Raw genomic sequence first — 26,311 nt, forward strand, 5'->3', positions numbered from 1 at the left:
TTATGTTTTATGGATGAGGGATGTCTGCTTAAAACACAAAAGGAACCCCGCCTCTATCTATCTAGCTACACAATCAATCTTATATTGGGCAACTAAACGACTGTTCACCTTGATTGGCTAAAAGCCTTGAGCGTCTTCTTGAGTAAAATTATCTCGGATTTCTCTATTATACGCAATTCGCGCTCATTTACCAACAAAAGAAAATACAGTATCAAGTCAGAGTGTATTGATACTGTATTTTCTTTTAAAATAATATTAATTAAACTAATTCAAAAACGATTGATTCATAAGCTCTTAACTCTAAACATGGTAAATGCATTGATGAATCTTTATAGTTTGAGATGACCATTTGTTTAGCTGTTAAATCTGGTAAACAAATAGTTGTTGGTTTTTCAAAGAAGTTTGATACGATTAATAATCGACGATCCCCATATGTTCTTACATATGCGTATACATTTGGATGATGCTCACCTACTAACTGGTAATCCCCATAAACGATGATATCTTTATAGTCACTAAAACGTCTTAACTCAATTAAACGGCGATAGTGATTAAATAATGAATCTTCGTCCTCTAATTGTGAAGCCACATTAATCGTTTGATAATTTGGATTAACTTTCATCCATGGTGTTCCCGTTGTAAACCCACCATTTTCCGTTTGATCCCATTGCATCGGTGTTCGCGCATTATCACGAGAAGTCACTTTAATATAACGTTCAATCAATTCCGTTGGGTGCCCTTCCCCTAATAATTTCTTAATTTTTTCAATCGTCGAAACATCATGATAATCATCAAATGTTAAATGATCTGCGTTTGTCATCCCAATTTCCTCACCGTTATAGATAAACGGTGTTCCCCACATCATTAATAATGACGTCGCTAACATTTTTCCTGATTCTTTATGGTAATGTGTTGCCTCACCGTATTGTGACATCACACGCGGATGATCGTGGTTTAACCAATAAAGTGGATTCCAAGCACGATTTTGTAATCCTAATTGCCATTTTTTAAACACTTGTTTTAAGTCATATAAGTTCACACGATTAGTCCATGTTTCATTTAATGAGTCATATCCATTGTTTGCCCAACAGTGATCAAACGTAAATACCATGTTTAATTCTTTTGAATCATACGCCGCGTATTTAAGCGCCTCATTAACATCCGCTCCTCCGCCAACTTCACCAACTGTAAAAATATCATAATGAGATAACATTTTTTCATTTAACTCTTTTAAGTAAGTATGAACAAGTGGCATGTTAGAGAATTTTGACCAATCTTCTTTATATTTCCCATGACTTGGCATATGTGAATCAGTAAATGAGAAGTCGCGATCTAAATGGGCTACAGCATCTACACGGAAGCCATCAATTCCTAACTCTAACCACCATTTAACCATTTCATATAATGATTCACGCATCTTATCATTTGCCCAGTTTAAGTCTGGCATTTTACGAGAGAAGATGTGCATGTAATACTCGTTGGTTTGTTCGTCTTTTTCCCAACATGAAGGCGTAAAAAATGAAGCCCAGTTCGTTGGCTCAGTTTCATTTCCCCACTCATCTGTTTTCCCTTTTTGCCAAATATAATAATCACGGTATGGACTATCTACTGATTGACGTGCCTCAACGAACCAAGGATGTTCATCACTCGTATGATTTAATACAAGGTCCATTACAATTTTAATTCCACGCTTTTTAGCTTCATTTAATAAAATTTTAAAGTCTTCAATACTACCAAATTCTTTTGCAATTTGATAATAATCTGACACATCGTATCCGTTATCATCCATTGGTGATTGGTAAACAGGACATAACCAAATAATATTAATCCCTAAATGGGCTAAATAGTCTAATTTACTAATAATTCCTTGTAAATCACCAATTCCGTCCCCATTACTATCGCAAAAACTTTTTGGATAGATTTGATAACCTACGCCTTCCTTCCACCATTTACGTGCTACTTCTGTCATCTATGTCATCCCCCTATAAATAGTCTACTTGTTTTTCACAACACATATTTTATCATAGTGTAATCTGACAAACCTACTAAATTCTGACTGTAATCGATTCCATGTTATAGCTACACAGGAATAATCTTACTTTTCTATTTTTTCCTCTCTCTTATGCAAAAAAATTCTATTATTTTTCCCCTTTATTTTTTCTTTATTCATTTTTTCATGCTTTTTGTTAAAAAAAACACAAAAAAACCTTGATATGAAAGAGGTTTATTGTTAGAATATAGCTTGTCTTTTAGAGATAATATTTAGCCGTAGGGGGTACAAACACATGTTAAAAGGTAAACTTTTAATCGCGTTAGCTTCAGCAGTCTTATTTTTAGGGGCTTGCTCAAATGACGCAGAAGCACCAAAAACTGAAACACAAAAAACTGAACAAGTAGCGGGAACATACACTGGAACGGTAACATACAACCGTTTAGTTGATCCTACAGGAGCTTCTACTGACGTTGCTTCAATTGTTATGGAATACAAAGATGGGAAGCCGACTTCAGTATCAATTGATGTATTAACAAACGGAACATCAAAAAAAGAATTAGCTGCTAGTGGTGGATATGTTATGAGTAAAGAAGAAGGTGCTTTACAATGGCATGAACAAATTGCTGCAGTAGAAAAAGCATTAGTAGACAATAATTTTGATACAACAAAAATCAATCTTATTGATGAAGATGGACATACAGACTCATTAACAGGCGTTTCAATGAAAGTCGGTTCATATGTAAAATTAGTTCAAGAATTAATGGATTCAGTTGCAAAAGGTGAAACTGAATTTGGATTCAGTGGAATTAAAAAATCGGAATTTCCAGCTAAATCAGGAACAGATGTGATTGAAGTTGTTTATGATAACGGAAAAGCTGTTAACTTAAATATCGATATGATCCAAGAAGATGGAACATCAAAACGTGCTGCATCAGAAGAAGGAACTTATGACATGGGTGGAGAATTAGCATGGCATGAGCAAATGGACTTATTAGAAGACTTCATCGTTGCTAATAACTTTGATGTAACAAAAGTTACATTAACAGATGAAGATGGACACACAGATGCTGTATCAGGTGTTTCTATTAAAGTTGCTTCTTACTTAGATTTAGTTAAAAAAGCGTTAGAAACAAAATAATAATAGCTATTAAAAAAAGGCAGGATATCCTGCCTTTTTTTATTTCGCTTTACGTAGCTTTTTAAAACAAAAAGAAATCTTCATTAGCTACGGAGTTTGTAGTTGAATTTGAAAGACTTGTGTTAAGTTCTGCTTCCTTATTGCAACAGTTATTCCCTAATCCAAAGCAGTTAGCTGTTCTAACCCCCTGGCAATACCCATCTCTAAATCCTTTACGATAACCTTGACGACACCCTTTCATACAGCCTTGACGATAGCCCTGCATATATGCTTGTCGAACTCTACAGTTATTATTTCCCTGACGCCCCATCTGGCTAATCCCATTTAACTGCACATCATTCGTAACAACTGTATCTGCATCTTTAATTTGATACAAATCACCTGTTAAAAATACATTTTGTGAAACACAAGTCTGATCCGCTTGATTCGAATTTCGACAAGGGCGTTGTGGGCGCATTTCCTCGCTTTGGCATCGACAGCGATTTTGTTGTTGAGGTTCAAAATTAAAAATTGAATTTTCATTGAATTGATTGTTATTCATACCATTAGTGCACATAGTTCTATATCTCCTTTTACTTCATTTGTTAGAATTTCAACTACACCTTAATTTATTCCCTATCCGCTTCTTTTGAATATGCGTTTATCAATAGTAGCAAATTAAGATAAGATTTGTTTTTATAGGTAGAAAAATACATTATCTTTTGTTATAATGGCATAATGAATAAAGAAGATAAATGACTAGAGGTGATTCTAAATGACAACTCAACATAAAAACCAATATGACATCGTCGGAGACGTTGTTAACTTAACTGTTTTTAATAAAAAAGGAAAATCATTCGTTGCTCAATTTGATCTAGAGGATTTAGAAAAAGTAAAGAACTATTCTTATTGGTACGCTCAATGGCATAAAGATTTTAATTGCTATATTATTGAAACAAAAACAAAAATAAATCAAAACGGAAAAGTTCGCTACCTCAAACCAACCTTACAATCAGTTGTCTTAGGTACAAGTAAAAACGCACCTATCCGACATATTAACGGAGATCTTCTAGATAACCGTAAATCAAACCTTGAAATATACAATCGCCAACAAATCAATAGTTACGAACGTCTAGATAATGGGGATATTGCTATTCATTTAAAAGATCGCTATGGAAACATCGTGAACAAAGCACTTATTTCCGCCGAGGATTTAGATGGTGTCGTAAATGAACAATATACTTGGATTTCGAAAAAGAAACCTAATGGTCAACCGTATGTTCTTGCTCATACCCCATCTGGTCCACTTTATCTCGATGAATTCTTAGCAAAACCACAATCGGGATTTTACGTTTATCACATTAACAAAAACCCTTTAGATAATCGCCGTCAAAACCTCGAACTTAAGGAACTTGAAACAGAATAATAAAAGAAAAAACAACTAATAAAAAAATTAGTTGTTTTTTCTTTATCTTCTATATCATTAACCCCTCTAAAGAAAATCTTTAGAGGGGTTAATTTTTATAAATCTAACTCTACTTCAATACCGAAATGATCAGAAACAATTTCTTTATGTTGGCCATTAAAAATAACATGGGATGATTTAACTTTGATATTTTGGTTAGCTAAAACTAAATCAATGCGTAAGTCTTTTTTATTGTTCGACCACCCATCAATTTTTCCAACAACCGTCATACCACTATCCTTCTCTTCAGCCAACGTATACGTATCAACTAACCCTTTACTTAAAAGGTAGTCATATCCCTCATTACGGATATTAGCATCATTATTGAAGTCTCCCATAACAAGGGCTAATTGATTTTGTGGTAACTTAGCAACTAGGCGGTCAACCTGATTTTTAAATGGTTCCTCTTCATCATGGTACCAACCTAAATGACATGAATAAATGCTCATCGGTTGATCCCCGTTCATCACCTCAACCCCCACAACACGACGTGTGCGGAAATTATGAATATCATCTTGATTCGTGATAACAAATGAATCGGCCTTTTTAATAGGGAGACGGGTTAGCACCGCTAACCCCTCTTCATAGATATCAAATCCGATGTGAGCAAAGTCCCATACGAATTGATAATCTGTTACCCCTAACTTCATTAACTCATGAAGTAATACAACCGCATAATTGTCTTTTTTGACCTTTTCATCATCACTTGGGTCTACTAACTGCATGACCTCTTGCAAGGCAATCACATCATAGTTTTTTTCTTTAATGACTTCGGCTAAGTGTTTAATTTTTTGAAGTTGATTTTCTTCTTGCCAAGCATGACAATTTAAGGTTAATACTTTCATAAAAACGCTCCTATAATTATAAACCTAAGATATCTTGAATTTCTGATTTTAATACATCAGCTTTTGGTCCGTAAATTGCTTGGATTCCATTATCTTTAATGATTAATCCTAATGCACCAGTTGCTTTCCAGTTTGGTTGATCTGATACATTATCTGCATTTTTAACTGTTACACGTAAACGAGTCATACAAGCATCTACGTCTAAGATGTTCTCTGCTCCACCTAATAATAAGATGATATCATTTGCTAATTGGCTTCCTCCAGCTGTTACGTTTGAATCCGCCGCAGTGTTATCTTCTTCATTGTAGTTTCCTAAACGTCCTGGTGTCACAATTTTGAACTTTTTAATAGCAAAGTTGAATACACCGAAGTTTAATGCGAAGAATCCTAAACATCCTAATACGAAGTTAATCATATCTCCTGTTAATCCAGCATTCGCCATCATTGGAATACGAGTACAGAATTCGATAATACCAAATGAGTGAATACGTAAGTTGATTAAGTCAGCTAAAGCAAACGCCGCACCTGCTAAGATAGCATAGCATAAGTATAAAACTGGTGAAATAAACATGAACATGAATTCTAATGGCTCAGATACACCTGTTAAGAATGTTGCTAATGCTGCAGAAACGAACATTGATTTATAAGCTGATTTTTTATCGTTGTCAACATTACGGAACATTGCATAAGCAGCCCCCATTAATGAAGCAGTTGATAAAATAACTTGTCCTGCTTTGAAGCGTGCTGGTGTTACTGAATTTAATAATGTGTTATAGGCTTCCATATCTCCAGCTGCTTTTAAGTTATTTAAGTCAGTTACCCATGCTAACCATAAAGACTCTTGTCCTGCAACGATTTGTCCTGCGTTTGCACCTGTTAAAACTTCATATGTTCCACCTAATTCAGTATAGTTCATAGGAATAGTTAACATGTGGTGTAAACCAAATGGTAATAATAAGCGCTCACCAGCTCCGTATACGAATGGTGCAAGGATTGGCGCAGTATCTTGAGAAGTTGCAATCCATTGACCAAAGTTGTTTAATGCACCTTGAGCGAATGGCCAAATGATTGATAAGATTAATGAAGTTACAACTGATCCCCCGATTACAACGAATGGTACGAAACGTTTACCATTGAAGAACGCTAATGCTTGTGGTAATTTACTGAAGTTGTAATATTTATTAAAGATAGCTGCCCCTAAGAACCCAGAGATAATCCCTACGAATACCCCCATGTTTAAGGCTGGCGATCCTAAAATTTCAGTAAAGTAGTCTGCAACAATCATATCTGCTCCAAACAGTGATTTAACTGTTGCTGTTGGATCAGCTAACATATCAGCTGTTACTCCAAAGATTGCTCCTGAAATACGGTTAATTAAGATAAATGCGATTAAAGCGGCAAATGCTCCACCCGCACGTTCTTTTGCCCAAGATCCCCCGATAGCAACGGCAAATAAAACATGTAAGTTACCAATAATCGCCCAACCGATTTCTTCCATGATTTTAGCGATTGTAGCAATTACTGCAATATCTCCACCTGACATTGCAACTAATTTACCTAAAGAAATCATAATCCCCGCTGCTGGCATTACAGCGATAACGACCATTAAGGCCTTTCCAAACTTTTGCCAGAAATCAAACGACATAAACCCTGACTTTTTCACAACTATTCCTCCTAATAATTCTTATATCATCATAGCTTAATTTAAGCTGTAGATGCGAGCTTCAAACGGCTTCAATTCCAATTCAGTTACAATTGCGTGATCCTCAACAGGCATATTTGCAAGTAACAATTGTTCTGCCGATACTGATAATTGACCTAAATCAACCATCGTTTCAGTGTCCGTTAGATTACACAATACTAAGGCACTTTTCCCATCCAAGATACGTAAGTACGCGTAAACATTTGGATGATTTTCAAGAATCAATTCGTATTTTCCGTAAATAAAGACATCATCCGATTTTCTTAATGCAATCATATCTTTATAGAAGTTAAGAATTGATTCCGGATCTTCCTCCTGTTTTTGCACATTAATCTCTTTATAGTTTGGATTAACTGCTAACCAAGGTACCCCCGTTGTAAATCCTGCATTCGCTTCGTTATTCCATTGCATCGGTGTTCGACTATTCCCACGGGCTGTTGCACGAATAATCTCCATAATGTCATCATGCTCCATTCCCTGATCGAGCTTAGAATAGTAAAGCCCCGTACTTTGGACATCTTGATAATCCTCAACCTTATCAAAGTGCACATTGGTCATTCCAATTTCTTGCCCTTGGTAAATAAATGGTGTTCCCTTCATCATGAAGTACATCATGCCAAGCGATGTCGCACTTTCTTTCCAATAGTGTTCATCGTCTCCAAGGGTAGAAACAATTCGCGCTAAATCATGATTCTCAATATAAAGCGCGTTCCATCCAACACCTTCTAAGCCATTTTGCCACTTGGTTAAGATTTGTTTTAACTGACGGATATCTAGTTTTTCACTTCCATTATCCTTCCACAGTCCAAGATGTTCGAATTGGAAAACCATATTAAATTTTCCTTCTTTTTCTCCCACCCATAGGTGAGCATCTTCAGGTTTAACCCCATTTGCTTCCCCTACTGTCATAATATCATAATGATCGAAAGTATTCGCTTTCAAATCAGCCAGTAGCGGATGAATTCCTTTCACATTCATATGTTTATCAAACGATGAAACATATTTGAGTTGTTGAGGATTCGGCATATTCGCCAATCCTTCTTCCTTTTTTATATGGCTGATGGCATCAACTCGGAATCCATCGATTCCTTTATCTAACCACCAGTTAACCATCTCGTATAAAGCTTCTCTAACCTCTGGATTTTCCCAATTTAAATCAGGTTGTTTTTTAGAGAATAGATGCATGTAATATTGATTCGTTTCTTCGTCATATTCCCAAGCGGATCCACTGAAAATACTTTCCCAGTTATTTGGCTCTTTTCCATTAATCCCGTCTCGCCAAATATACCAGTCACGTTTGGGGTTATCTAATGAAGACCTAGATTCGATAAACCATGGATGTTCATCACTCGTATGATTAATAACTAAATCAGCAATTAATTTCATTCCTCGCTTATGAACTTCACTGAGTAAACGATCGAAATCTTCAATCGTTCCAAATTCATCCATAATATCTTTATAGTCGCTAATATCGTAACCACAATCATCATTAGGCGACTTATAAAATGGACAAATCCAAATCACATCAATTCCAAGTGATTTTAGATAATCTAATTTCGTAATAATTCCATTAAGATCACCGATTCCATCACCATTTGAATCCATAAAACTTCTAGGATAGATTTGATATGCCACGGCTTCTTTCCACCATACTTTATTCATCGTGTGTCCGACTCCTTTTTCTTTTTCTTGCTGTCTCTTTTCGTTAGTGTTTCTCCCCATTCTTCGTGTTATACCTGTTAAGAATCTCCAAAGTAAACGCATTACTTTTTGCTACAACTTGATTATATCGTTTTCATAAAATTAATACAATGTATAATTCTCATGTAACCGGTAACACTTTATCCGACACAATACCCCACGATTCCGTAATCGGTTCCAGTTCCGCAATAAGACAAAAAAAGGAGCTTTTTTCACAAAAAAGCTCCTCGTTTTGTCGGAAATCGAAAGGTTAAAACGTAGTTATAGACCATTCAATTTCATTAATTTTTTGTTTTACACGATTAAGTTCCATCTCCGGATGAATCGTCTCTTCATGTGAAATGGTAATAATCGACATTGCCTGAGCCAACTTCACTGTATCTAAAATAGATAGTTGATTTAAATAACTATAGCCAACACCTGCAATAAAAGAATCTCCCGCTCCCGTTACGTTTATCACGTCTACCTTGTTCGGCTTCACAATACCTTCTTCTACAGGGGTACAGTAATAAACACCATCTGCATCTAAACTAATAAAAATATTTTGGATTCCGAGCGAAAGAAAATATTTTCCTGCGCGACGAACATCTTCAACTGTTTCTAATTTAAACCCACATAATACTTCTGCTTCATGACGATTAGGTTTCACGGTGTGAAAGTATGGCAATAAATCTTTGATATTTGCTGCTTTTGCTGCAGAAACAGGATCTAATACAAACTTTGTTTTCTTGTTATATTTCTTCACAATATATTCTAAAATTTTCGGATTATCTGCTCCAAAGAACATATATTCAGAACCTTCAATCACATCTGATTTCGAATCAATAAATTCTTCTGTGAGATGATGCTCTACATCAATATCAACAATAGCAGAGACCATTTCACCCTTTTCATCAAGGATGGCAACATAAGTTGGTGTTGAGGCCCCTTCAATAATCAGTGAATCAGACATATCAACGTTGATTGATTCAGAGTGCTTTAAAATGCTTTTTCCTTTTTCATCATTACCTAGAACGGAAATAAATTTTGTATTTGCTCCCATTCTTGCCATATTTTCAGCAATATTACGACATACGCCACCAAAAGATACTTTCACACGCCCCGGATTTGAGTCATGAGAACGGTAATTGTGAGCCGTAAATCCAAAAATATCGTAAATGGATATTCCAAAAACTAAATTATACGCATCGTGATTGTTTTTCATGCTTGTTAGCCTCTCCCTTTAGTTAAAAATAAAGCCATTTAATTGGTATCATTTATCATAAAATAAATCAATTCATCTACTAACTTTCTAATAAAAACAAGCAATAACAAAAATGTTATTGCCCCATTCTTATAACTCGTAATCAGAAACAACGCGTGAAGTTGCCGCAGGTTTTACAATTTCTGTTGCCACTTTCACATGTAATGGATGTGCCTGATAATATTCTAAAGCAGCTTTATCTTCTAACTCTGAATATAATACGACATCATAAGATGCATCCGATTGTAAGAAATCAATTCCTACTTCTAAATGACGAAGACCTTCGATTTTTCCGTTTAATCCTTCTAAAGCTTCTTTAATTTGTTGCGCTGTTTGTTCTTTTGTTAATCCATTTGTTTCTTTAATTTTCCACATCACAATATGTTTAACCATTGTTAGACCTCCATCTCTTTGCTTGTTATCTTTATTTTACTGAAAAACGACATATTATTCAATAGTTCGACGGCGTTTGTATGATTTTTAATCCGCTTTCAAATAAATCGGATTAGAGAGCGCATATTCATAGGATGTCGTTAACACCTCAAATGCAACCCATTGATAATCTGATAAATTCAAATTCAATGTTCCTAGGTTGGGGACATTTTTTGCTAATGGAACTTCCTGTATAATTTCTCCATCTGCAATAATATTTAACTGCATTAATTCAGACTGGTTTGACGTTACTAAATACGCAATCTCAGCATCCGTTACCCCACTTATTTCATCACCGAATGTTTTATCATTTATCGTAATATCCATTAAAGGCCCATTGGTCATAAAAACATGACCTTCTTTTATTCCTTTTAATATTCCTGCTACCGTTAACTCATCCGCCTTAATATAATTCCGTGGTTCTCCGACGGATCCTCCATCTGCTAACCATCGATTATAGTGCTCGTTTTTCGTTATTCCTTCACCTATAAGGGCTCCATTAATATCATAGTTATTTGAATTAGCCACTGCCGTTATTTTCATTCCTTGATTTAACAGTTCAAACCATTTCTCTCTTCGTAAAACGTTAGCGGTCATTTTTTTCTCTAACCCTTCTAAGCTTCTAATTGGAGGCACTTGTTGGCCATTCCAAATTTCAATTGCATCGATTCCTTTCCCCTCTAATAAGGACTTAATTGAATCATTTAAAGCATCGGTGAGTAGGATTCCGTTTGATTTATGAATTTGGTGGCCTAATTGATTAATCGAATCGATCGAAGCTTCTGAATCAAGCGTTAGTTGTTTTGGAACATTTACGGCCACATATCGTTGTTGACGATGCATGACTGTTTGACCTGACAGTGCAAGATAATGGACCTGATCCGCCAATGCATTCCACTCATCATTACCATCAACGGTATTTTCATCGGCCAATGCCCCATAACTTAGCCCATTTGCTAAATTAGCCGTCAAAACTTCCTCAACCGTATTTTGTCCCTCTGAACTAAAATGGGAGTGTTGATTAAAATCACCACCATAATAATCCTTTGCTCTCCAGTCAATCAGTCGGGTAAGAATCGTAGGTTTAACCTGAACAGGCTGTCCCTGACGAACCTCCACAGGAATTGATTTTCGTTCATACTCATATCCCCTCGATAGTTCGATCGTATAATATCCTTCATCTAGATGAATTCCAAACTCCCCTTTTAGATTCGTTTGAATTCGTTTAACAAGGCCACCTTCCGAATCAAAAAAACGAATTTCCGCGACCAGGGGCTTCCCATCCTCATCAATGACCTGTCCCGATACCTTCTCTTGTTGCAATTCTATTTTGAATCCAAACACTGATAACTCCGTGTCTGTTGACTCTAACTGATTAAAAAGACACCACGCTCCGACCAAGATCAAACAAATCAAAAGATACAGAGACCATCTCTTCATATTCATCACCTTTTAAATTATAACATTATTCAATAGTCTTCCCAGTTTTTCCTTTATTATACGTCGATTTTAAAACAACGAATCTTTCAGAAGCACAAATACCAAAAAAAGGGATGAATCATTTCATCCCTTTTTCATCTCTTCTTGTTATTTCATTTGTTTTAAATAACTCTCTCCAATAAGTGGTGCCTTAACTCCAAAGTTTTCAGCGACCGTTGCCCCAATATTAGCAAATGTTTTCCCAATAGGTAATTCTCCTCCTGCTACCATAGATGGAGAATACATAATGACTGGAATATACTCACGCGTATGGTCACTTCCTGAGGCAATTGGATCATTTCCGTGATCCGCTGAAATAATCAGTAAATCGTCTTCTTTCATCTTCGTTAAAACATCACCTAATTGACGATCAAACGCTTCTAAACATTTCGCATATCCAAGTGGATCTCGACGATGACCATACAACGCATCAAAGTCTACTAAATTTAAAAAGGCTAACCCTTCAAATGGCTGATCCATCACCTGAAGTAATTGGTTCATTCCATCCTCATTTGATTTCGTTAAAATGGCTTCTGTAATCCCTTCTCCTACATAAATATCATTAATTTTACCAATAGCAATGATATCTTTTTTTGCATCTTTTAATTCATTTAAAACGGTTCTGTCAAAAGGTTTTAAGGCATAATCGTGACGATTTGGCGTGCGTTTAAACGCTCCTTTTTTGTCTCCAATAAATGGACGCGCAATAATACGTCCGACCTTCCAGTCCTCTTTCATCGTAATCTCACGCGCCATTTTACACATGTTCCAAAGTTCTTCAATCGGAACAATTTCTTCATGTGCTGCAATTTGCAATACAGAATCTGCTGACGTATAAACGATAATAGCCCCCGTTTTCATATGTTCTTCCCCAAGTTCATCTAAAATCTCAGTTCCTGAGGCTGACTTATTCCCAATTACTTTGCGACCTGTACGTTTTTCTAATTCATCGATTAAATCCTGTGGAAACCCAGTCTCTGTGAAGGTTTTAAACGGTTCCGTAATTTTAAGCCCCATAATTTCCCAATGACCAGTCATCGTATCTTTTCCTACAGACAATTCTTCACATTTTGTATAATATCCCTTTTCTGGTTGATGCGGGTCAACCCCTTGTATTTCAGTTAAATTTCCTAATCCTAACGACTGCATATGAGGCATATTTAATCCTTTAGCAGCTTGTGCGATATGTTTTAACGTATTTGCTCCTTGATCATTATAATCTTTAGCATCCGGTAATTCTCCGGCACCTACTGAATCCATGATAATTAAAAATATACGATTATATTTCATATCTAACGTCCTTTCTTAACGACAACTAAATCTTTATTAGTATTTAACAATCTATCCATATTTATTATATGTTATTTTTTTTAACTTGTGGAGTCTCTTTCTTTCAGCGCCTGAGCTCGCGGATGTGTATGCTCAAACAACTCCTTTAAATGCTCCTTACTCATATGCGTATAAATTTGAGTGGTCGAAATATCTGAGTGCCCCAACATCTCTTGCACCAACCTTAAATCCACCCCATTTTCAATTAAATGCGTGGCAAATGAATGTCTTAATTTATGGGGCGAAAGATTTTTAGTAATCCCCGCCATCTGGGCTTGCTTTTTTAATATTTTGAAAAATCCTTGCCGCGACATAGGATCACCAAAGCGATTTAAAAATAAGACATCCGTCGATTTCTTTAATAACTGTGGACGTGCTTTTTCTAAATAGCGCGTTAAAACGTCAGAGGCAACTTCCCCAATTGGGACAATCCGTTCCTTATCTCCCTTCCCACGACACTTAATAAATTGCATCGATAAATGAATATCGACAATGTTTAAGGCGAGCAACTCGCTCACTCGAAGACCTGAGGCATACAACAATTCGACCATGGCGTGATTGCGCAAGTCAGCTGCCGTTTCTTCAGTAAAACTTTCTAAAAGTCGTTCCACCTCAGCCACGCTTAAAACTTCCGGTAAATCTCGACTTAATTTCGGGCTTTCAATAAGATCACATGGATTTTGCGAGCATAGGCGCTCAATCATCAAATATTGATGAAAGGTACGTATGGCGGATAAGTGACGCGCAACGCTTTTAGTATTTAGACCCCGTCCATAAAGCTCAATCAAATACGTTTGAATGTGTTCACGCTTAACCTGATTAAAATGCTCAATGGATTGCTGCTCTAGATAAGTAAGGTAACCTCCCAAATCACGTGCATAATTTTCTTTTGTATTCAAACTTAGCCCGCGATCAATGGTTAGATAGGTTAAAAAATTTTCCAATTCTCTTTCTTTTATCACCTGTTCTGCCACTTAAACCTCGATCTCTTGATATCAATCGATGGAATGGTACATCCTCGTTTAAAAACCAACAAACGAAACAAACAGCTTTGAGCCCCTTTAAATCGATTGATCGCATCCGGTCTAGTGGCAATCCCTCCTCTCTTTCTAAACTAAATAGCCCATAACTCCCCTCTTTCCATCGCTAGGTTTGATGATGACTTCAACACCAACCCTTCAAATGATCCGCTCACGTTTTTTAATAGTGAAAAACCCCTACTTTTGTAGAGGTTTTTCACTATTCTCTAACGATTGACAGTCTGAACAAATGCCATATAGTGTTAGATCATGATCCTTAACTTGGAACCCGTACTTTTGTTCAATAAAGGTCTCATACGATTCAAGTTCATCTGCAATCTCTATAATTCGACGACAATTTGTACAAATTAAATGATGATGAAAATGATTTTCCTCGTCTAAATCAACAACATCATAATAGTTCACACCATCATTTTTTATTTTTACATTTCGAACAATTCCTAACTTCTCAAAAAGTTCTAATGTTCGATAAACCGTTGCAATTCCAATCGAGTCATCGATATGTTTCACTAAATCATAAAGTGCTTCGGCTGAAAAATGTTCATGCGGATGATCAATAATGACTTTTAATATCTGTTTGCGTTGTTTGGTTAGCTTTGATCCTGATTTCATTATCATCGTTTCATATGTTGAAAGTTGTGTCATAATTTCACCATCTTGCTAAATCTAAATTTTGTTATAATTTATTATAACACTTCTCTTTCAAAATTAATATTTATTTGCTTGTTTAAGTGTGAAGTTGCATCCGATGAAGTTGAAATAAAATCATCTGCTGATTGTTGAATGGTTTCAGACTTTCCAGCCTTCTCAAATTGTTGGTAAACAACAGGCTGAATGAGGTAAGTGACACCTGCAGTCAACAGCGTTAGCACCGTAATGATTACTAATTGATAGAAATAGTATAACAAATGCTTTTTCAATAATAATTTATTCTTCTTAAAGAATAAAATCTTTACCGCCATAATGACAAAACGGACACTGAAGTAACCGCTTAAGATGGTAACCCCTAAAATTAACAAATATTGAATTAACCAAAGAAGACTTGTTAAGATGGCCTGAAATGGTGATAATGCCTGAAAAATAAAGAAGACATTAAATCCTGCAATAACCCCTTTTAAAAAGACTAAAAACAAGTTTACGATAACTCCCACTCCAGTTAATCCTAATACCCACATACTTCCTTGATACATAAACTGTTTATAAAATAGTTGATTAAATGACCAACTTTCCTGATTAAAAACATTAACATTTTCATTTACATAGTTCGCCATTAAACTTTGGGATGATTGTTCCAGTTTAACGTAAAGTGAAGCCCCAATAATATCACCAATTATGACGAGTAGTAGTAAGACATATAAAACATATAAGACATACGAGAACGATTTTTTGCGACGTTTTTGTGCGACCATGAGCACTTCCCCCCTTCTTCTTCAACCTTATGAAAGAAGACTCAGGATTATGCCTAAATGAGTTTAATTTTTTTATTTATTTCATTCAGTCTAACATCACCACGTCACTTCTTCATCAAAAAACACCATTCCCTTTTCATGAATGGTGCCCTCTAGCGTTGCCTTCTTACCAACGTTGCGTCAACATTAAATATTGAATCGCATAGACCGTTTTAAAATCACAAATTCGCCCCTCTTCAACGGCAGCTAACGCCTCCTCTTTTGATAAGTGGTAGACATTTAAAAATTCATCCTCGTCTCCCTAAACAGGATGCTCTAATTTTTGGGGATTCATAACTAAATAATTTTCAATATTATGTTTTGTAGTTGAAAATTTAATTTATCAACTACAAAACACTAATTTCTTTTCAAAAAGAAGATAAACTCTTTCTTTTGACAATAAAATTAAACGTGAAAATAAAAATAAATAGAAATTTCACACCAGTTTGTGTAACAAACAAAGGATATGTTGTAAGCTATATATGAGTTTAGTTTATAGAAACATAATAGAGGGATATAACTTTGTACTTTATTAACCTAAAAAGGGATTCTTTTTTATTAAATTGCCTTTAGTCTTTGCCTGCATTGTTGACACCTAACAAATTTATTCCTCTAATACTTCATCCACAAAAAACAAAAAGTAACAATTTATCAACGTTAAAAAATTATGCAGTAATAAATAAAGACCTAGCGCCTGTAAAATTGCTTCAGCTACCTTTAGGGGAAATAATCGAAGCTTAAGTAGGTGATGAATCATTAATTCGTGTTTCACAAGATAAGATTGATGGAGAAAATAAATAATGAATGGGGGCATAATCAGAGGATTAAACTTATCATTCCATTGTAATTCTATAAAGAACGATCGGTAATCATGAATTAAATAATGTTACAGTTATGTTTTCAAAAGAAGGTGAATGACTTACTGTTAACAAATGACATGTTATAAAAAACACTGAGGGAAATATGACGGTAAGGATGTATGCAAATAAAAAAACGTTGTTTCTATAGATACTCAAGAGACTTTTATGACAGTTTCAGAGGTTCGTAATCAGGTAATAACATCACGTCCAGTTCTTGGTTCTTGAACTGATTTTATAGAAATTACTACTGAATTAGCTGTTAAAATTGTAACAGGTTGTGGTGTGCTTTGTGCAGTAACTTTAGGAACTGACTGTCTACTATGTTTAGCAGCCATGGCAAGTGCTTTAGTTTGGGGGGCTTATTTGATGTCGTTTATAGTAATATTTAGTCTTGGAGTACCGTTTTTTATTTTTAGAAAATTTAGTCATTTAGATAAGGATAGGAAAAAGATTTTATTATTTGTACTACTATCTTTGTTTCTACTCAAACTATCTATTTTAATAAATCATGAAGTTTTCTATTTCATTCCGAATATTTGGATGTGTATAGGATTAATTTATTTATCGAAAAAAACAAGCTAAAAACGGGTTCTACTATCTAATTTTTTGTAATTTTTCTTATCGGCGGGACTTCACGACCAAAGTGTGTCGTGAAGTTTTTTTGTGAACCGATCATGTAAAGATGTCAATCAGTGTTATTCAATTGGCATTGATACTGGCGTGTTTTGGTCCTCTAAATAAACTCTGCCTATTGATACGTTGTCTCAAAAATATTCCTTCCCTCTCCGCACGGTTTAGAGTGATCTTTTCGTAAGGCTTATTGGAAATCTTAAATAATTTTAACCCTAACTCATTCACCATAAAAATGTAAAAAGCGTTAAACCCTTAGTGGGATTAACGCTTTTTACATTTTATGACACATCCAGGACAATATCATTTCAATAAAAAATGAAACTTATTTTCCAAAGAAGATTTAACATCCGATGCAGGACCATTATTAATCTAAGAATTTATGCATCACATGAAGTTTTCAGAACTCTTAAAATAATCCATTTGTTTAAAGACTAATCAGTTGGTGTGAATCCCTACAAATCACAACCTTTATCTCAAAAAAATTACTAAACGATTACTACTTCTCATGGTACTGATGATACGGATGAATTACAATTTGACCCTTTATTAACCACTTTACTTGATAGTCCCCCGTCAACTTTATCCCGTTTTACTCATCAATTGACGAAGGCAACACGTTAGTTTAGTCTCAAACAATACAGTTGCCCCAGTTAAGCGGCCTGTCGCTAAATTTAACAAAGATAAAATTGAAAATAGCATAGGTCACAACGTTCATTAATGGACACCTTTCAACGTTGCGATCCGTGATTTAACTGACGTTCGTATAAAAAATTGCTAGCAAAGCCTCGCCTTCTTACCAACGTTGCGTCAACATTAAATATTGAATTGCATAGACCGTTTTAAAATCACAAATTCGCCCCTCTTCAACGGCAGCTAACGCCTCCTCTTTTGATAAGTGGTAGACATTTAAAAATTCATCCTCATCTCCCTGAACAGGATGCTCTAATTTTTTGGGATTCATAACTAAATAATTTTCAATATATTCATTACAAAAACCAGGCGACGTTGCAAAACGTCCAATCATTTTTAATGAATCACACGTATAACCCGTCTCCTCCTCTAGCTCTCGCTTAGCCGTCACAGACGTTAACTCACCTTTTTCAATCTTTCCTGCGGGAGTTTCAAGTGTTAGCCTTCCAACAGGATAACGGTATTGCTCGACAAGAATTAAACGACGTTCCTCGTCTAAAACAATTAAATTCACCCCACCCGGATGATTGACGACGACGCGCTTCGCTTCTAATTGATTAGGTAATTGCACCTCATCCTCTGTCACACTCAAAAATGAATTACGATAATATTCCTTCGTTGTTAGTTGTTTTTCAGTTAAATTTTTCATTCGTTTTTCTTTCCTTTCTGAATTCCCTTTTGAATCAAATCCGCCCCATATTTATTTTTTATCTCTTCCATAGTCTTCCTAATTTTCCCTTCCCCGACAAATGACTGATAATTAAATAAGTTTAAAGGCTCAGTTGTTTTATTAGTATGCACTAAATTGGAGGTATATACCCCGATTAACCGTAACGGTTGCCCCTCCCAGTGATCATCAAACAATCCCTCAACAAGCGGGTATAATTCATTCATATGCTGGATAGGCTTCGATACAGTTAAACTACGCGTCATCTGCTTAAAGTGTGTATCCTTGAGTTGTAGTGACACTGTTTTTGCATAGAGACCATACTTTTTTAAACGATTGGCGGTTTTCAAACACATTTTTTTCGCTTCTTCTTTAATTTCACGTTCAAAATAATAATCCTTAGAAAACGTCGTTGAATGACCAATGCTTGACGGAACTTCATATCGCTGTGGATCAACAATACTCAAGTCCTCCCCCCTCGCATGCTCTATCCATTTCAAGGCCTGACTTCCAAACAACCACTCTAATCGTTCAACTTCATGAAAATGAACCAGATCCCCAATCGTCTGTATTCCAAGTTGTTTTAATTTTGGAGCCGAAGCTTTCCCAACACCAAACATCTCTTCAATAGGCCGTGGCCATAACAGTTGTGGTAAATCCCGCTTTCTTAAGACCGTAATCCCATTTGGTTTTTTCATATCCGACGCCATTTTCGCTAAAAACTTATTCGGTCCAATTCCTACACTACACCCAATCTTTAACTCATTGAAAATACGTTGCTGCATTTGCAATGCTAACTGCACAGGATGCACCCCACCTTCTTGAAAAAGAGCCGTCACATCTAAATAAGCCTCATCAATCGAAGCTTTCTCAACTTGATCGGTATACGTGTGAAGAAGATCAAGAAATTGCCTTGAAACCTGTTTGTACAAGTTAAAATTTGCGGCAATAACCACTAAATTAGGACACTTCCTTTTGGCCTGAACAAGTGGCATCGCACTGCTCACCCCATACTTTCTCGCGACATAATTAGCAGTCGTTACAATCCCACGCTTTGATGACTTTTCTCCCGTAATCGCTACGGGGACATCCTTTAACTCTGGACGCCTCGCTATTTCACAAGAAGCAAAAAAAGCATTTAAATCAATATGGAAGATAATTCTAAATATAGGCTTTTCCAACGGTAAATCCTCTTCCTTTTTTTAGATATATATATTATAATAGATTCAGTTACACATAACATTATAGCAAAAGTTGTCTATGAGGTGAATTAAATATGGCTAAAAAGGCTCCGCATAATTTAAACAAAATGAAGGGAACAAAAATTTTATTATTAATTCTCGCTTTATCATTTGTTGTTGTTCCTGTTATTTCATTAATCATCAGCATCATCGGCTTACGCGATATGCCATTCTTTTAATAAAAGAAAAACATTTACTTTACGTAAATGTTTTTTTTATTTTTACGGAACATATACAACTGAAACAGGATCGGATTCAACTTGTGCCTGAGATAAAGCACTAACCGCATAAGTATAGGTTTGATTTGGATTCGCACTTGAATCCGTATAATGTTGAATGAGCGACTTTTTATTTTTTCCTACCACATCAAGAATAGACGCGGCATCATTAAAGTCGATTACATCCCGCTGACTCGATTTCGGAGCACGATAGATCACGTAATATTCACTATAATTCTCTGGCATATCCTCAAATTGAACCAATACACATCCTTCATCACAAGGAGTAACCTTTAACTGACTGACAGGGAATGTTTCTCCTTGTTGTAGCCATGGTCGAGAAGGGATGAGTGCATAATTCGTTAAAACCTCATTTTCTAAACTCACAATGGCCTGATTCAATACTTCTTGCCCCGGTAGATGATGGTGTGAAATTAATAAATTATGATATGTAAAAAAGGCATATCCATCGACATGGTCGAGATGCGAAAGATATCGAATTTGATTAACGATCTCTTCTTTATTCTGCCACGCAGGATTTTGTGCATCTTCATTGTAAAGATATAACCCTATCCCCATATAAAGTTGCGTTTTAGAATTTATCACAATCTTATTCCACCAATCGGAAACATCAGCAAATGTTGAAAGTGGATCAATAAATGACCAATAATTTTGAGGAACGATATAATCTATCCACTGTTCGTCAATCCATAGTTTTGAATTAACAAACTCGCTTAATGAGGAAAGTTGATTAGGTGATGTTTGTGAACCAATACCTCCCGTTTCCTCAGCCGAAGCCCATATACCGAAAGGACTAATTCCAAAGGCCACACTTTTTTTAGCTAACCGGTTGTATTCACTAATGGCCTCTGATAGCGTTCGAATAACTTCATTGATGTTTGACTCACGCCATTGGAAAATCGTTTGATGGGGAAGATGATAAGTCTCGTAAGTTTGATAGTCTGGACTTTCATCGGCAAAACTGATAACTTTAATCACTCCGTTTTCTTCCACCTGATAAGAGTATGGATAAAAAAAGTCATCAAAATGAACGGCATCAATTTCATACTTTTCTGTCACTTCCATGACCGTCTGCACAATAAATTCTCGAACCGCAGGAATCCCTGGATTAAGATAAATTTGTCGATTAAAATAATAAACCCAATCCGGGTGACGTCTCGCATAATGCGTGTCGCTAAGTGTCCGTAACAAACTCTCTTTCGTCGAATCACTTGGACCTGTCGGTGTTAAGCGGAATGGATTAAACCAAGCATGGAATTCAATTCCTACGTGATGTGTCGCATTAATCATCCAAGCCAACGGATCAAATTCTCCCCAATTTGGTTTGACTCCTTGTTCGCCTGTTAAATAAACACTCCATGGATTAACACCCGACTCGTAAAAAGCATCTCCTTCTGGTCGAACTTGAAAGAAGATTGCATTTAATTTTAATTCTTTGCATCGTTTAAGAATAGCCAAAAATTCCTGTTTAAATTGTTCCACATTAAACCCGTTTTCATAGACCGATATGGACGGAAAGTCATTATTCCTAACTGTGGTAATCCAAACACCTCGAAACTGTTCTTTCTTAGAAACAATCGAAGTGGGAGTGTACACCATTTTACCTTCACTTGCTATCGGCTCAAAAACCACCTTATTTGTTAACTCTTTTCTAGAAGGAGTAACCTCTTTTCTTATCTCCTCCGGCGTATTTAATTCCACCTTCCCTTCCGCTAACATGCGTTCATTTAAAAACCGTAACTGTCGGCAATATGGACAATTACAAGTTAACTTATATAGATGAATTTTATCATTTCCCATTTTAAATTTAGAAGATTAGAAAGCATCGTATTTCTAATCTCCCCTTCCTCCTCTCACAGCGCATTTAACTCCCTTTTAGGAAGTTCCATTCTGAATTAATATATGCACATTCATCATGAGAGGTTCATCCAACTTAAACGTAAAAAAGCACCGGAAAACCCGATGCTTTTTTTAAATCTTGTTTTATGATGCAGCTTTATTTTTATGTTCTAAACGTAATTTATCGGCAATCATCGCAATAAACTCTGAGTTTGTTGGCTTTGATTTTGATACGCTTACTGTATAACCAAAGATGTTTGAAATAGCTTCAATATTTCCACGATTCCATGCCACTTCGATTGCATGGCGAATAGCACGCTCAACACGTGAAGCTGTTGTTTTATATTTTTTCGCAACATCTGGATATAAAACTTTTGTAATTGATCCAAGTAATTCGATATCATTGTAAACCATATTAATCGACTCGCGTAAGTATAAATATCCCTTGATGTGTGCCGGTACACCCATCTCGTGTAAAATATTTGTAATTTCTGATTCTAAATCAAACTCTTTAACCACAGGACGTTGATTTGTATATAAATTATTAATTGGCTTTGAAACTTCAGTCGTATCAAAACGAACATTAATATCACGAATAATTTTTACGATTTTATTGATTTCAAATGGTTTCATAATAAAATATGAAGCTCCTAATTCCGCAGCACGCATCATAATTTTCTCTTGGTTGAATGCTGTAAACATAATAATATGGCGTGGACGTTTATATAAAGTTGGATTATCTTTTAATTCTTCTAACACACTTACTCCATCTAAGTCTGGCATCACCACATCTAATAATAAAATATCGATGTCGCGCTGTCTTAAAACAGATAAGACCTCATTCCCGTTTCCTGCTACCTCAACAACTTCCATATCTTCTTGTAATGAAATGTATTCTGATAATACAGTGATTAGTTCTTTATTATCATCTGCTAATAAAACTTTTAATTTACTCATTTTTTGGCCCCCTAATTTTTCCGGTTATATATCTATTAAATTACACTTCCTTACATTTTTCAATAATTACTTTATATTTTTTGTGAGATTATAAAATTTCTTAAACCTATTCGACAAATTTTTTTTATCACCTTTTGTCTTTTATTTCTTTTTAAACCCTTTTCACGCTCTTGTGTCAAATGATGTCGAAAAAAGACTAATACGTCATTAAGCTACTTTTGTGACCATTTTTTGAGCTGGATATTCAATTCCTACTTCTTGCAACATCCATTCAATAAAAATTCCATAGCCGAGCGTCGAATCATGAACAAGGACATGGGTAACTGCACCAATTATTTTCCCGTCTTGAATAATAGGACTCCCACTCATTCCTTGGACAATCCCCCCCGTTTCTTCTAATAAACGAGGATCTGTCACTGTGTATTTAATTCCCTTAATTGCCTTTTCACTTTGAACATTTACTTCTGTAATTTCAATGTCAAACGCTTCGATTTTATTTCCATTTAAGACCGTTAAAATTTGTGCTGGACCCTTTTTCACCTCATTGATATAAGCCATTGGAATTAAGTCTTTTTGGCTCATCTCATTAGATTGCATCAGTCCATAAACACCGTATTTATTATTTTTTTCTAATGTTCCTAATTTTTCATCAAATAAGATGTCCGCAACCTTTTCCCCGGGCTTTCCTGTCGTCGCCTTTCTCACAGATAGAACATTAGAGTTGATAATTTCACCATTTTTTATATTAACTAACTGGTTAGTGTCCTGATCAATAATTTCATGCCCTAATGCTCCATACTTATTCGTATTAGGATCGATAAAGGTTAATGTCCCTATACCGGCTAATTTGTCACGTAAATAAAGCCCTGTCGTACAAACACCTTCGGTCGAAATCACCGGATGAACGGTGATATTTTCTGTTTTACCTTGGCGGTCAATCGTTAATATCATTTGATTGTTTTCTTTCGCTAACATCAACTGTTCTTTATATTCCTCAATTGTAGAAATCTTTTGATTATTAACTGCTAAAATCATATCTCCTTTCATAACCCCCGCTTCCTTAGCCGGGTTAATAGTTCCACCTTCCGTATTCACAAGGTAGGTATCGACAACGACTAATCCATCTGTTTGAATCTTAATTCCTATGGCATCGCCTCCAGGAATTAACATATAACGATTTTGATTTTGCTTTTTAGAAGCCGTTCTTTCTGCCTGCTTCGTCGAGACTTCATATATTTTTCGCTTTTCATCAATATGTAAAAGTTGGTCATTATTAGATTGGGCCCATACATATGTTTGTGCTGGAGCGCTAATACTTAATAAAGAGAAGACAAATATTAATATCGTATGAATTAAAAACCTATTTTTATTTATTTTTTGATTCATATTGCGCCTCCTTTCAACTTTCTTCGACACGAACTACATTACTATTATGGCTATTTAAATAACAAATATCTAAAAAAAAGAATTCCAATTTTCTGTTTATGTAAACAAAAATAAGGAATTCTTTTTTTTATTTTTGTAAAAGCAATTGTTCAGCATTAAGGAGTGCTGATTCCGTAATATTATCACTACTTAACATTCGAGCAATCTCTTTCATTCGCTCCTCAAAGGATAATTCTTTCACCTGCGTAACAGTACGTCCATTTTTTTCATGTTTACTCACGTGAAGATGATGATCAGCAAGTGAAGCAACTTGAGGCAAATGAGAAATACATAATACTTGCTTCTCCTTAGAAATGTCTTTCATTTTTACTCCAATACTTGAAGCAACCTGACCGCTTACACCTGTATCAATTTCATCAAAAATAATAGTTGAAATACACTGACCGCGATGCAAAATAGTTTTTAGGGCAAGCATGATTCGTGATAACTCTCCACCAGAGGCAATTTTATTGAGAGGCTTTAATGGCTCACCCTTATTTGCGCTTAATAAAAATTGAATCTCATAAATTCCGTGTGTAAAAAAAATCGTCTCTAATCTATCTTCTATAGCTAAGCGTTTAAATTCTACATCGAACTGCGCGTTAAATAATTGTAAGTCTTTTAATTCTTTCACTAGCTGTTCCTTAATTCCATCGGCAACTTCCATTCGCCTTTCATTTAGTTCTTCACCCTTTGAAATAACGACATGATACGCTTGTTCTACCGCGGCATATAATGTTTCCTCATAATGTCCGGCATCCTCAAACAGTGATAAATCATTCACAAGTTGCTCATAATAATGAATAATCTCATTAATTTCAAGACGATATTTACGTTTTAATTGTTGAAGTTCATTTAAACGCATTTCAATTTCTTCAAGTTCTTCAGGATAATAATTAAGTTCATCTAATTTGGATGAAATAACATTTACAAAATCCTCTAATCCATAATAGATATCACCCATTTGCCCTACAGCCGGGGTCAAGGTTTCATCTATCGAAGAAAGGTTTTGTGTTGACGTATAGGCGTGATATAACCGTTCTAAGGCTCCACCATCACTCGTTAAAGATTGTAAAATTTGACTATATGTTTTATGGAGCTTATCCGAATTTAAAATAAGATTTCGTCTCTCCTCAAGCTCTTCAAATTCTCCAGATTTTAATTGAGCCTTCTCAATCTCGTTTTTTTGGAAAATCATTAAATCCATTCGGCGTTGGGTCTCTTCCGCATTACGCTTAAAAGAAAGATATTCTTGTTTAGCCTGATTATAAGTTGCAAGAGCTAATTGATAAGCTCTATTTTTTTCAGCCGCCTCACCCGTTAAATCCAAATGATCGATTAATTGATAATTATACTCATTTTGAAAAAGACGGTGTGTATCATGTTGAACATGAATATCCACGAGATATTGACCTATTTCCTTTAATTGAGTAGCAGACAACAGTTCTCCATTCACTCGAATTTGACCATTCCCTACTCGTTTCACGATTCGTTTAATCAGTAGTTGATCTTCAACCTCGATTCCCAACGCGGATAAATATTTTTTTACAGGTTTATTTTCTGTGACTTCGAAAATTCCCTCAATCACCGCTGCCTCTTCGTGATGACGGATAAGGTCCGTTGACGCACGATCCCCTAATAATAAAGAGATAGCATCAATAATAATCGACTTTCCTGCTCCTGTTTCACCAGTCAACACCGTCATATTTTTTTTAAAATCTAATTCTAAATGTTCAATAATTGCCATGTTTTTTATACTTAAATGCGATAACATATTCATCACCTACTCTAAGGGGTTATTCCTAAACATTTGTTCGATAATTTAATCTTATCATAGATAATACCGGGATTTCAAGTCACACTTTAAGAGATTCTTTTATTTTTCAAAAACAGTAGAAAACGCGCGCTTTCATCTTATCAAAATAAAAAAAGCATTCATGATATGAATGCTTTTTTATCGTTCAAC

21 protein-coding genes are annotated in these 26,311 nt (G+C 35.4%); 3 read left to right on the forward strand and 18 right to left on the reverse strand.

Going from position 1 to position 26,311, the window contains the following annotated elements; genetic code table 11:
- Positions 1–259: 259 nt before the first annotated feature.
- Positions 260–1,969 (reverse strand): glycoside hydrolase family 13 protein, encoded by a 1,710-nt coding sequence (locus AC6I0I_RS06485; RefSeq protein ID WP_262953597.1) that lies wholly within the window; start codon positions 1,967–1,969, stop codon positions 260–262.
- Positions 1,970–2,285: 316 nt separating this feature from the next.
- Between AC6I0I_RS06485 and AC6I0I_RS06490 the strand changes: the two genes are divergently transcribed.
- A complete protein-coding gene (locus AC6I0I_RS06490; protein WP_262953598.1) occupies positions 2,286–3,131 on the forward strand; it encodes a hypothetical protein in 846 nt (281 codons plus the stop codon).
- 61 nt (positions 3,132–3,192) lie between these two features.
- Here AC6I0I_RS06490 and AC6I0I_RS06495 read toward each other — a convergent pair whose 3' ends face one another.
- On the reverse strand, positions 3,193–3,687 hold the full coding sequence (locus tag AC6I0I_RS06495; protein WP_262950605.1) for a hypothetical protein: 495 nt from the start codon (positions 3,685–3,687) through the stop codon (positions 3,193–3,195).
- Between the two features lie 198 nt (positions 3,688–3,885).
- Between AC6I0I_RS06495 and AC6I0I_RS06500 the strand changes: the two genes are divergently transcribed.
- Positions 3,886–4,536 carry a hypothetical protein gene (locus AC6I0I_RS06500; RefSeq protein ID WP_262953599.1) on the forward strand — a complete coding sequence of 217 codons (651 nt, stop codon included), beginning with the start codon at positions 3,886–3,888 and terminating at the stop codon, positions 4,534–4,536.
- A 95-nt stretch (positions 4,537–4,631) separates the two neighbouring features.
- Here AC6I0I_RS06500 and AC6I0I_RS06505 read toward each other — a convergent pair whose 3' ends face one another.
- From AC6I0I_RS06505 to AC6I0I_RS06560, 12 genes are all read right to left on the reverse strand, one after another.
- The gene (locus tag AC6I0I_RS06505) at positions 4,632–5,420 is read right to left on the reverse strand and encodes an endonuclease/exonuclease/phosphatase family protein (protein ID WP_161831611.1); all 789 of its coding nucleotides are present in this window, start codon (positions 5,418–5,420) and stop codon (positions 4,632–4,634) included.
- 16 nt (positions 5,421–5,436) lie between these two features.
- On the reverse strand, positions 5,437–7,083 hold the full coding sequence (locus AC6I0I_RS06510) for a PTS transporter subunit IIBC (protein ID WP_262953600.1): 1,647 nt from the start codon (positions 7,081–7,083) through the stop codon (positions 5,437–5,439).
- 36 nt (positions 7,084–7,119) lie between these two features.
- Positions 7,120–8,784, reverse strand: a complete 1,665-nt coding sequence (locus AC6I0I_RS06515; protein ID WP_262953601.1) for a glycoside hydrolase family 13 protein — start codon at positions 8,782–8,784, stop codon at positions 7,120–7,122.
- A gap of 289 nt (positions 8,785–9,073) precedes the next feature.
- Positions 9,074–10,027, reverse strand: a complete 954-nt coding sequence (locus AC6I0I_RS06520; RefSeq protein WP_262950613.1) for a carbohydrate kinase family protein — start codon at positions 10,025–10,027, stop codon at positions 9,074–9,076.
- A 129-nt stretch (positions 10,028–10,156) separates the two neighbouring features.
- Positions 10,157–10,459 carry a Dabb family protein gene (locus AC6I0I_RS06525; RefSeq protein WP_161831615.1) on the reverse strand — a complete coding sequence of 101 codons (303 nt, stop codon included), beginning with the start codon at positions 10,457–10,459 and terminating at the stop codon, positions 10,157–10,159.
- 87 nt (positions 10,460–10,546) lie between these two features.
- Complete coding sequence (locus AC6I0I_RS06530; RefSeq protein ID WP_262953602.1) at positions 10,547–11,938, reverse strand: CehA/McbA family metallohydrolase; 1,392 nt, start codon at positions 11,936–11,938, stop codon at positions 10,547–10,549.
- Between the two features lie 147 nt (positions 11,939–12,085).
- Positions 12,086–13,267, reverse strand: coding sequence for a phosphopentomutase (deoB, locus tag AC6I0I_RS06535; RefSeq protein WP_161831617.1), 1,182 nt, complete (start codon positions 13,265–13,267; stop codon positions 12,086–12,088).
- Positions 13,268–13,347: 80 nt separating this feature from the next.
- Entirely contained in the window at positions 13,348–14,280 is a 933-nt protein-coding gene (gene xerD, locus AC6I0I_RS06540; protein ID WP_262953603.1) for a site-specific tyrosine recombinase XerD, read from the reverse strand.
- A 243-nt stretch (positions 14,281–14,523) separates the two neighbouring features.
- Positions 14,524–14,991 (reverse strand): Fur family transcriptional regulator, encoded by a 468-nt coding sequence (locus AC6I0I_RS06545; protein ID WP_161831618.1) that lies wholly within the window; start codon positions 14,989–14,991, stop codon positions 14,524–14,526.
- A gap of 41 nt (positions 14,992–15,032) precedes the next feature.
- Positions 15,033–15,755 (reverse strand): stage II sporulation protein M, encoded by a 723-nt coding sequence (locus AC6I0I_RS06550; RefSeq protein ID WP_161831619.1) that lies wholly within the window; start codon positions 15,753–15,755, stop codon positions 15,033–15,035.
- 2,325 nt (positions 15,756–18,080) lie between these two features.
- Complete coding sequence (locus tag AC6I0I_RS06555; protein ID WP_262953604.1) at positions 18,081–18,626, reverse strand: NUDIX hydrolase; 546 nt, start codon at positions 18,624–18,626, stop codon at positions 18,081–18,083.
- Positions 18,623–19,825 carry a DNA polymerase IV gene (locus AC6I0I_RS06560; protein ID WP_262950617.1) on the reverse strand — a complete coding sequence of 401 codons (1,203 nt, stop codon included), beginning with the start codon at positions 19,823–19,825 and terminating at the stop codon, positions 18,623–18,625. Before AC6I0I_RS06560 ends, AC6I0I_RS06555 begins: the two co-directional genes overlap by 4 nt.
- Before the next feature lie 95 nt (positions 19,826–19,920).
- On the opposite strand from AC6I0I_RS06560, the gene AC6I0I_RS06565 reads away from it, so the two are divergent.
- On the forward strand, positions 19,921–20,064 hold the full coding sequence (locus AC6I0I_RS06565; protein ID WP_202618723.1) for a hypothetical protein: 144 nt from the start codon (positions 19,921–19,923) through the stop codon (positions 20,062–20,064).
- 42 nt (positions 20,065–20,106) lie between these two features.
- On the opposite strand, the gene AC6I0I_RS06570 is transcribed toward AC6I0I_RS06565, so the two are convergent.
- From AC6I0I_RS06570 to recN, 4 genes are all read right to left on the reverse strand, one after another.
- A complete protein-coding gene (locus AC6I0I_RS06570) occupies positions 20,107–21,825 on the reverse strand; it encodes a glycoside hydrolase family 10-like protein (protein ID WP_262953605.1) in 1,719 nt (572 codons plus the stop codon).
- Between the two features lie 282 nt (positions 21,826–22,107).
- Positions 22,108–22,920 carry a sporulation transcription factor Spo0A gene (gene spo0A / locus AC6I0I_RS06575; protein WP_161831623.1) on the reverse strand — a complete coding sequence of 271 codons (813 nt, stop codon included), beginning with the start codon at positions 22,918–22,920 and terminating at the stop codon, positions 22,108–22,110.
- Between the two features lie 207 nt (positions 22,921–23,127).
- Complete coding sequence (spoIVB, locus tag AC6I0I_RS06580; protein WP_262953606.1) at positions 23,128–24,306, reverse strand: SpoIVB peptidase; 1,179 nt, start codon at positions 24,304–24,306, stop codon at positions 23,128–23,130.
- Between the two features lie 127 nt (positions 24,307–24,433).
- Positions 24,434–26,119, reverse strand: coding sequence for a DNA repair protein RecN (gene recN, locus AC6I0I_RS06585; RefSeq protein WP_262953607.1), 1,686 nt, complete (start codon positions 26,117–26,119; stop codon positions 24,434–24,436).
- Positions 26,120–26,311 lie beyond the last annotated feature (192 nt).

Source organism: Turicibacter sp. St.80E1 (assembly GCF_059728495.1).

Coding starts and splice junctions, on each gene's coding strand:
- AC6I0I_RS06530 (WP_262953602.1), bottom strand. CDS start 11,938: ATGAAGAGATGGTCTCTGTATCTTTTGATTTGTTTGATCTTGGTCGGA.
- deoB (WP_161831617.1), bottom strand. CDS start 13,267: ATGAAATATAATCGTATATTTTTAATTATCATGGATTCAGTAGGTGCC.
- AC6I0I_RS06505 (WP_161831611.1), bottom strand. CDS start 5,420: ATGAAAGTATTAACCTTAAATTGTCATGCTTGGCAAGAAGAAAATCAA.
- AC6I0I_RS06485 (WP_262953597.1), bottom strand. CDS start 1,969: ATGACAGAAGTAGCACGTAAATGGTGGAAGGAAGGCGTAGGTTATCAA.
- AC6I0I_RS06545 (WP_161831618.1), bottom strand. CDS start 14,991: ATGACACAACTTTCAACATATGAAACGATGATAATGAAATCAGGATCA.
- spo0A (WP_161831623.1), bottom strand. CDS start 22,920: ATGAGTAAATTAAAAGTTTTATTAGCAGATGATAATAAAGAACTAATC.
- AC6I0I_RS06490 (WP_262953598.1), top strand. CDS start 2,286: ATGTTAAAAGGTAAACTTTTAATCGCGTTAGCTTCAGCAGTCTTATTT.
- AC6I0I_RS06500 (WP_262953599.1), top strand. CDS start 3,886: ATGACAACTCAACATAAAAACCAATATGACATCGTCGGAGACGTTGTT.
- AC6I0I_RS06550 (WP_161831619.1), bottom strand. CDS start 15,755: ATGGTCGCACAAAAACGTCGCAAAAAATCGTTCTCGTATGTCTTATAT.
- AC6I0I_RS06495 (WP_262950605.1), bottom strand. CDS start 3,687: ATGTGCACTAATGGTATGAATAACAATCAATTCAATGAAAATTCAATT.
- recN (WP_262953607.1), bottom strand. CDS start 26,119: ATGTTATCGCATTTAAGTATAAAAAACATGGCAATTATTGAACATTTA.
- AC6I0I_RS06515 (WP_262953601.1), bottom strand. CDS start 8,784: ATGAATAAAGTATGGTGGAAAGAAGCCGTGGCATATCAAATCTATCCT.
- AC6I0I_RS06520 (WP_262950613.1), bottom strand. CDS start 10,027: ATGAAAAACAATCACGATGCGTATAATTTAGTTTTTGGAATATCCATT.
- AC6I0I_RS06565 (WP_202618723.1), top strand. CDS start 19,921: ATGGCTAAAAAGGCTCCGCATAATTTAAACAAAATGAAGGGAACAAAA.
- AC6I0I_RS06525 (WP_161831615.1), bottom strand. CDS start 10,459: ATGGTTAAACATATTGTGATGTGGAAAATTAAAGAAACAAATGGATTA.
- AC6I0I_RS06555 (WP_262953604.1), bottom strand. CDS start 18,626: ATGAAAAATTTAACTGAAAAACAACTAACAACGAAGGAATATTATCGT.
- spoIVB (WP_262953606.1), bottom strand. CDS start 24,306: ATGAATCAAAAAATAAATAAAAATAGGTTTTTAATTCATACGATATTA.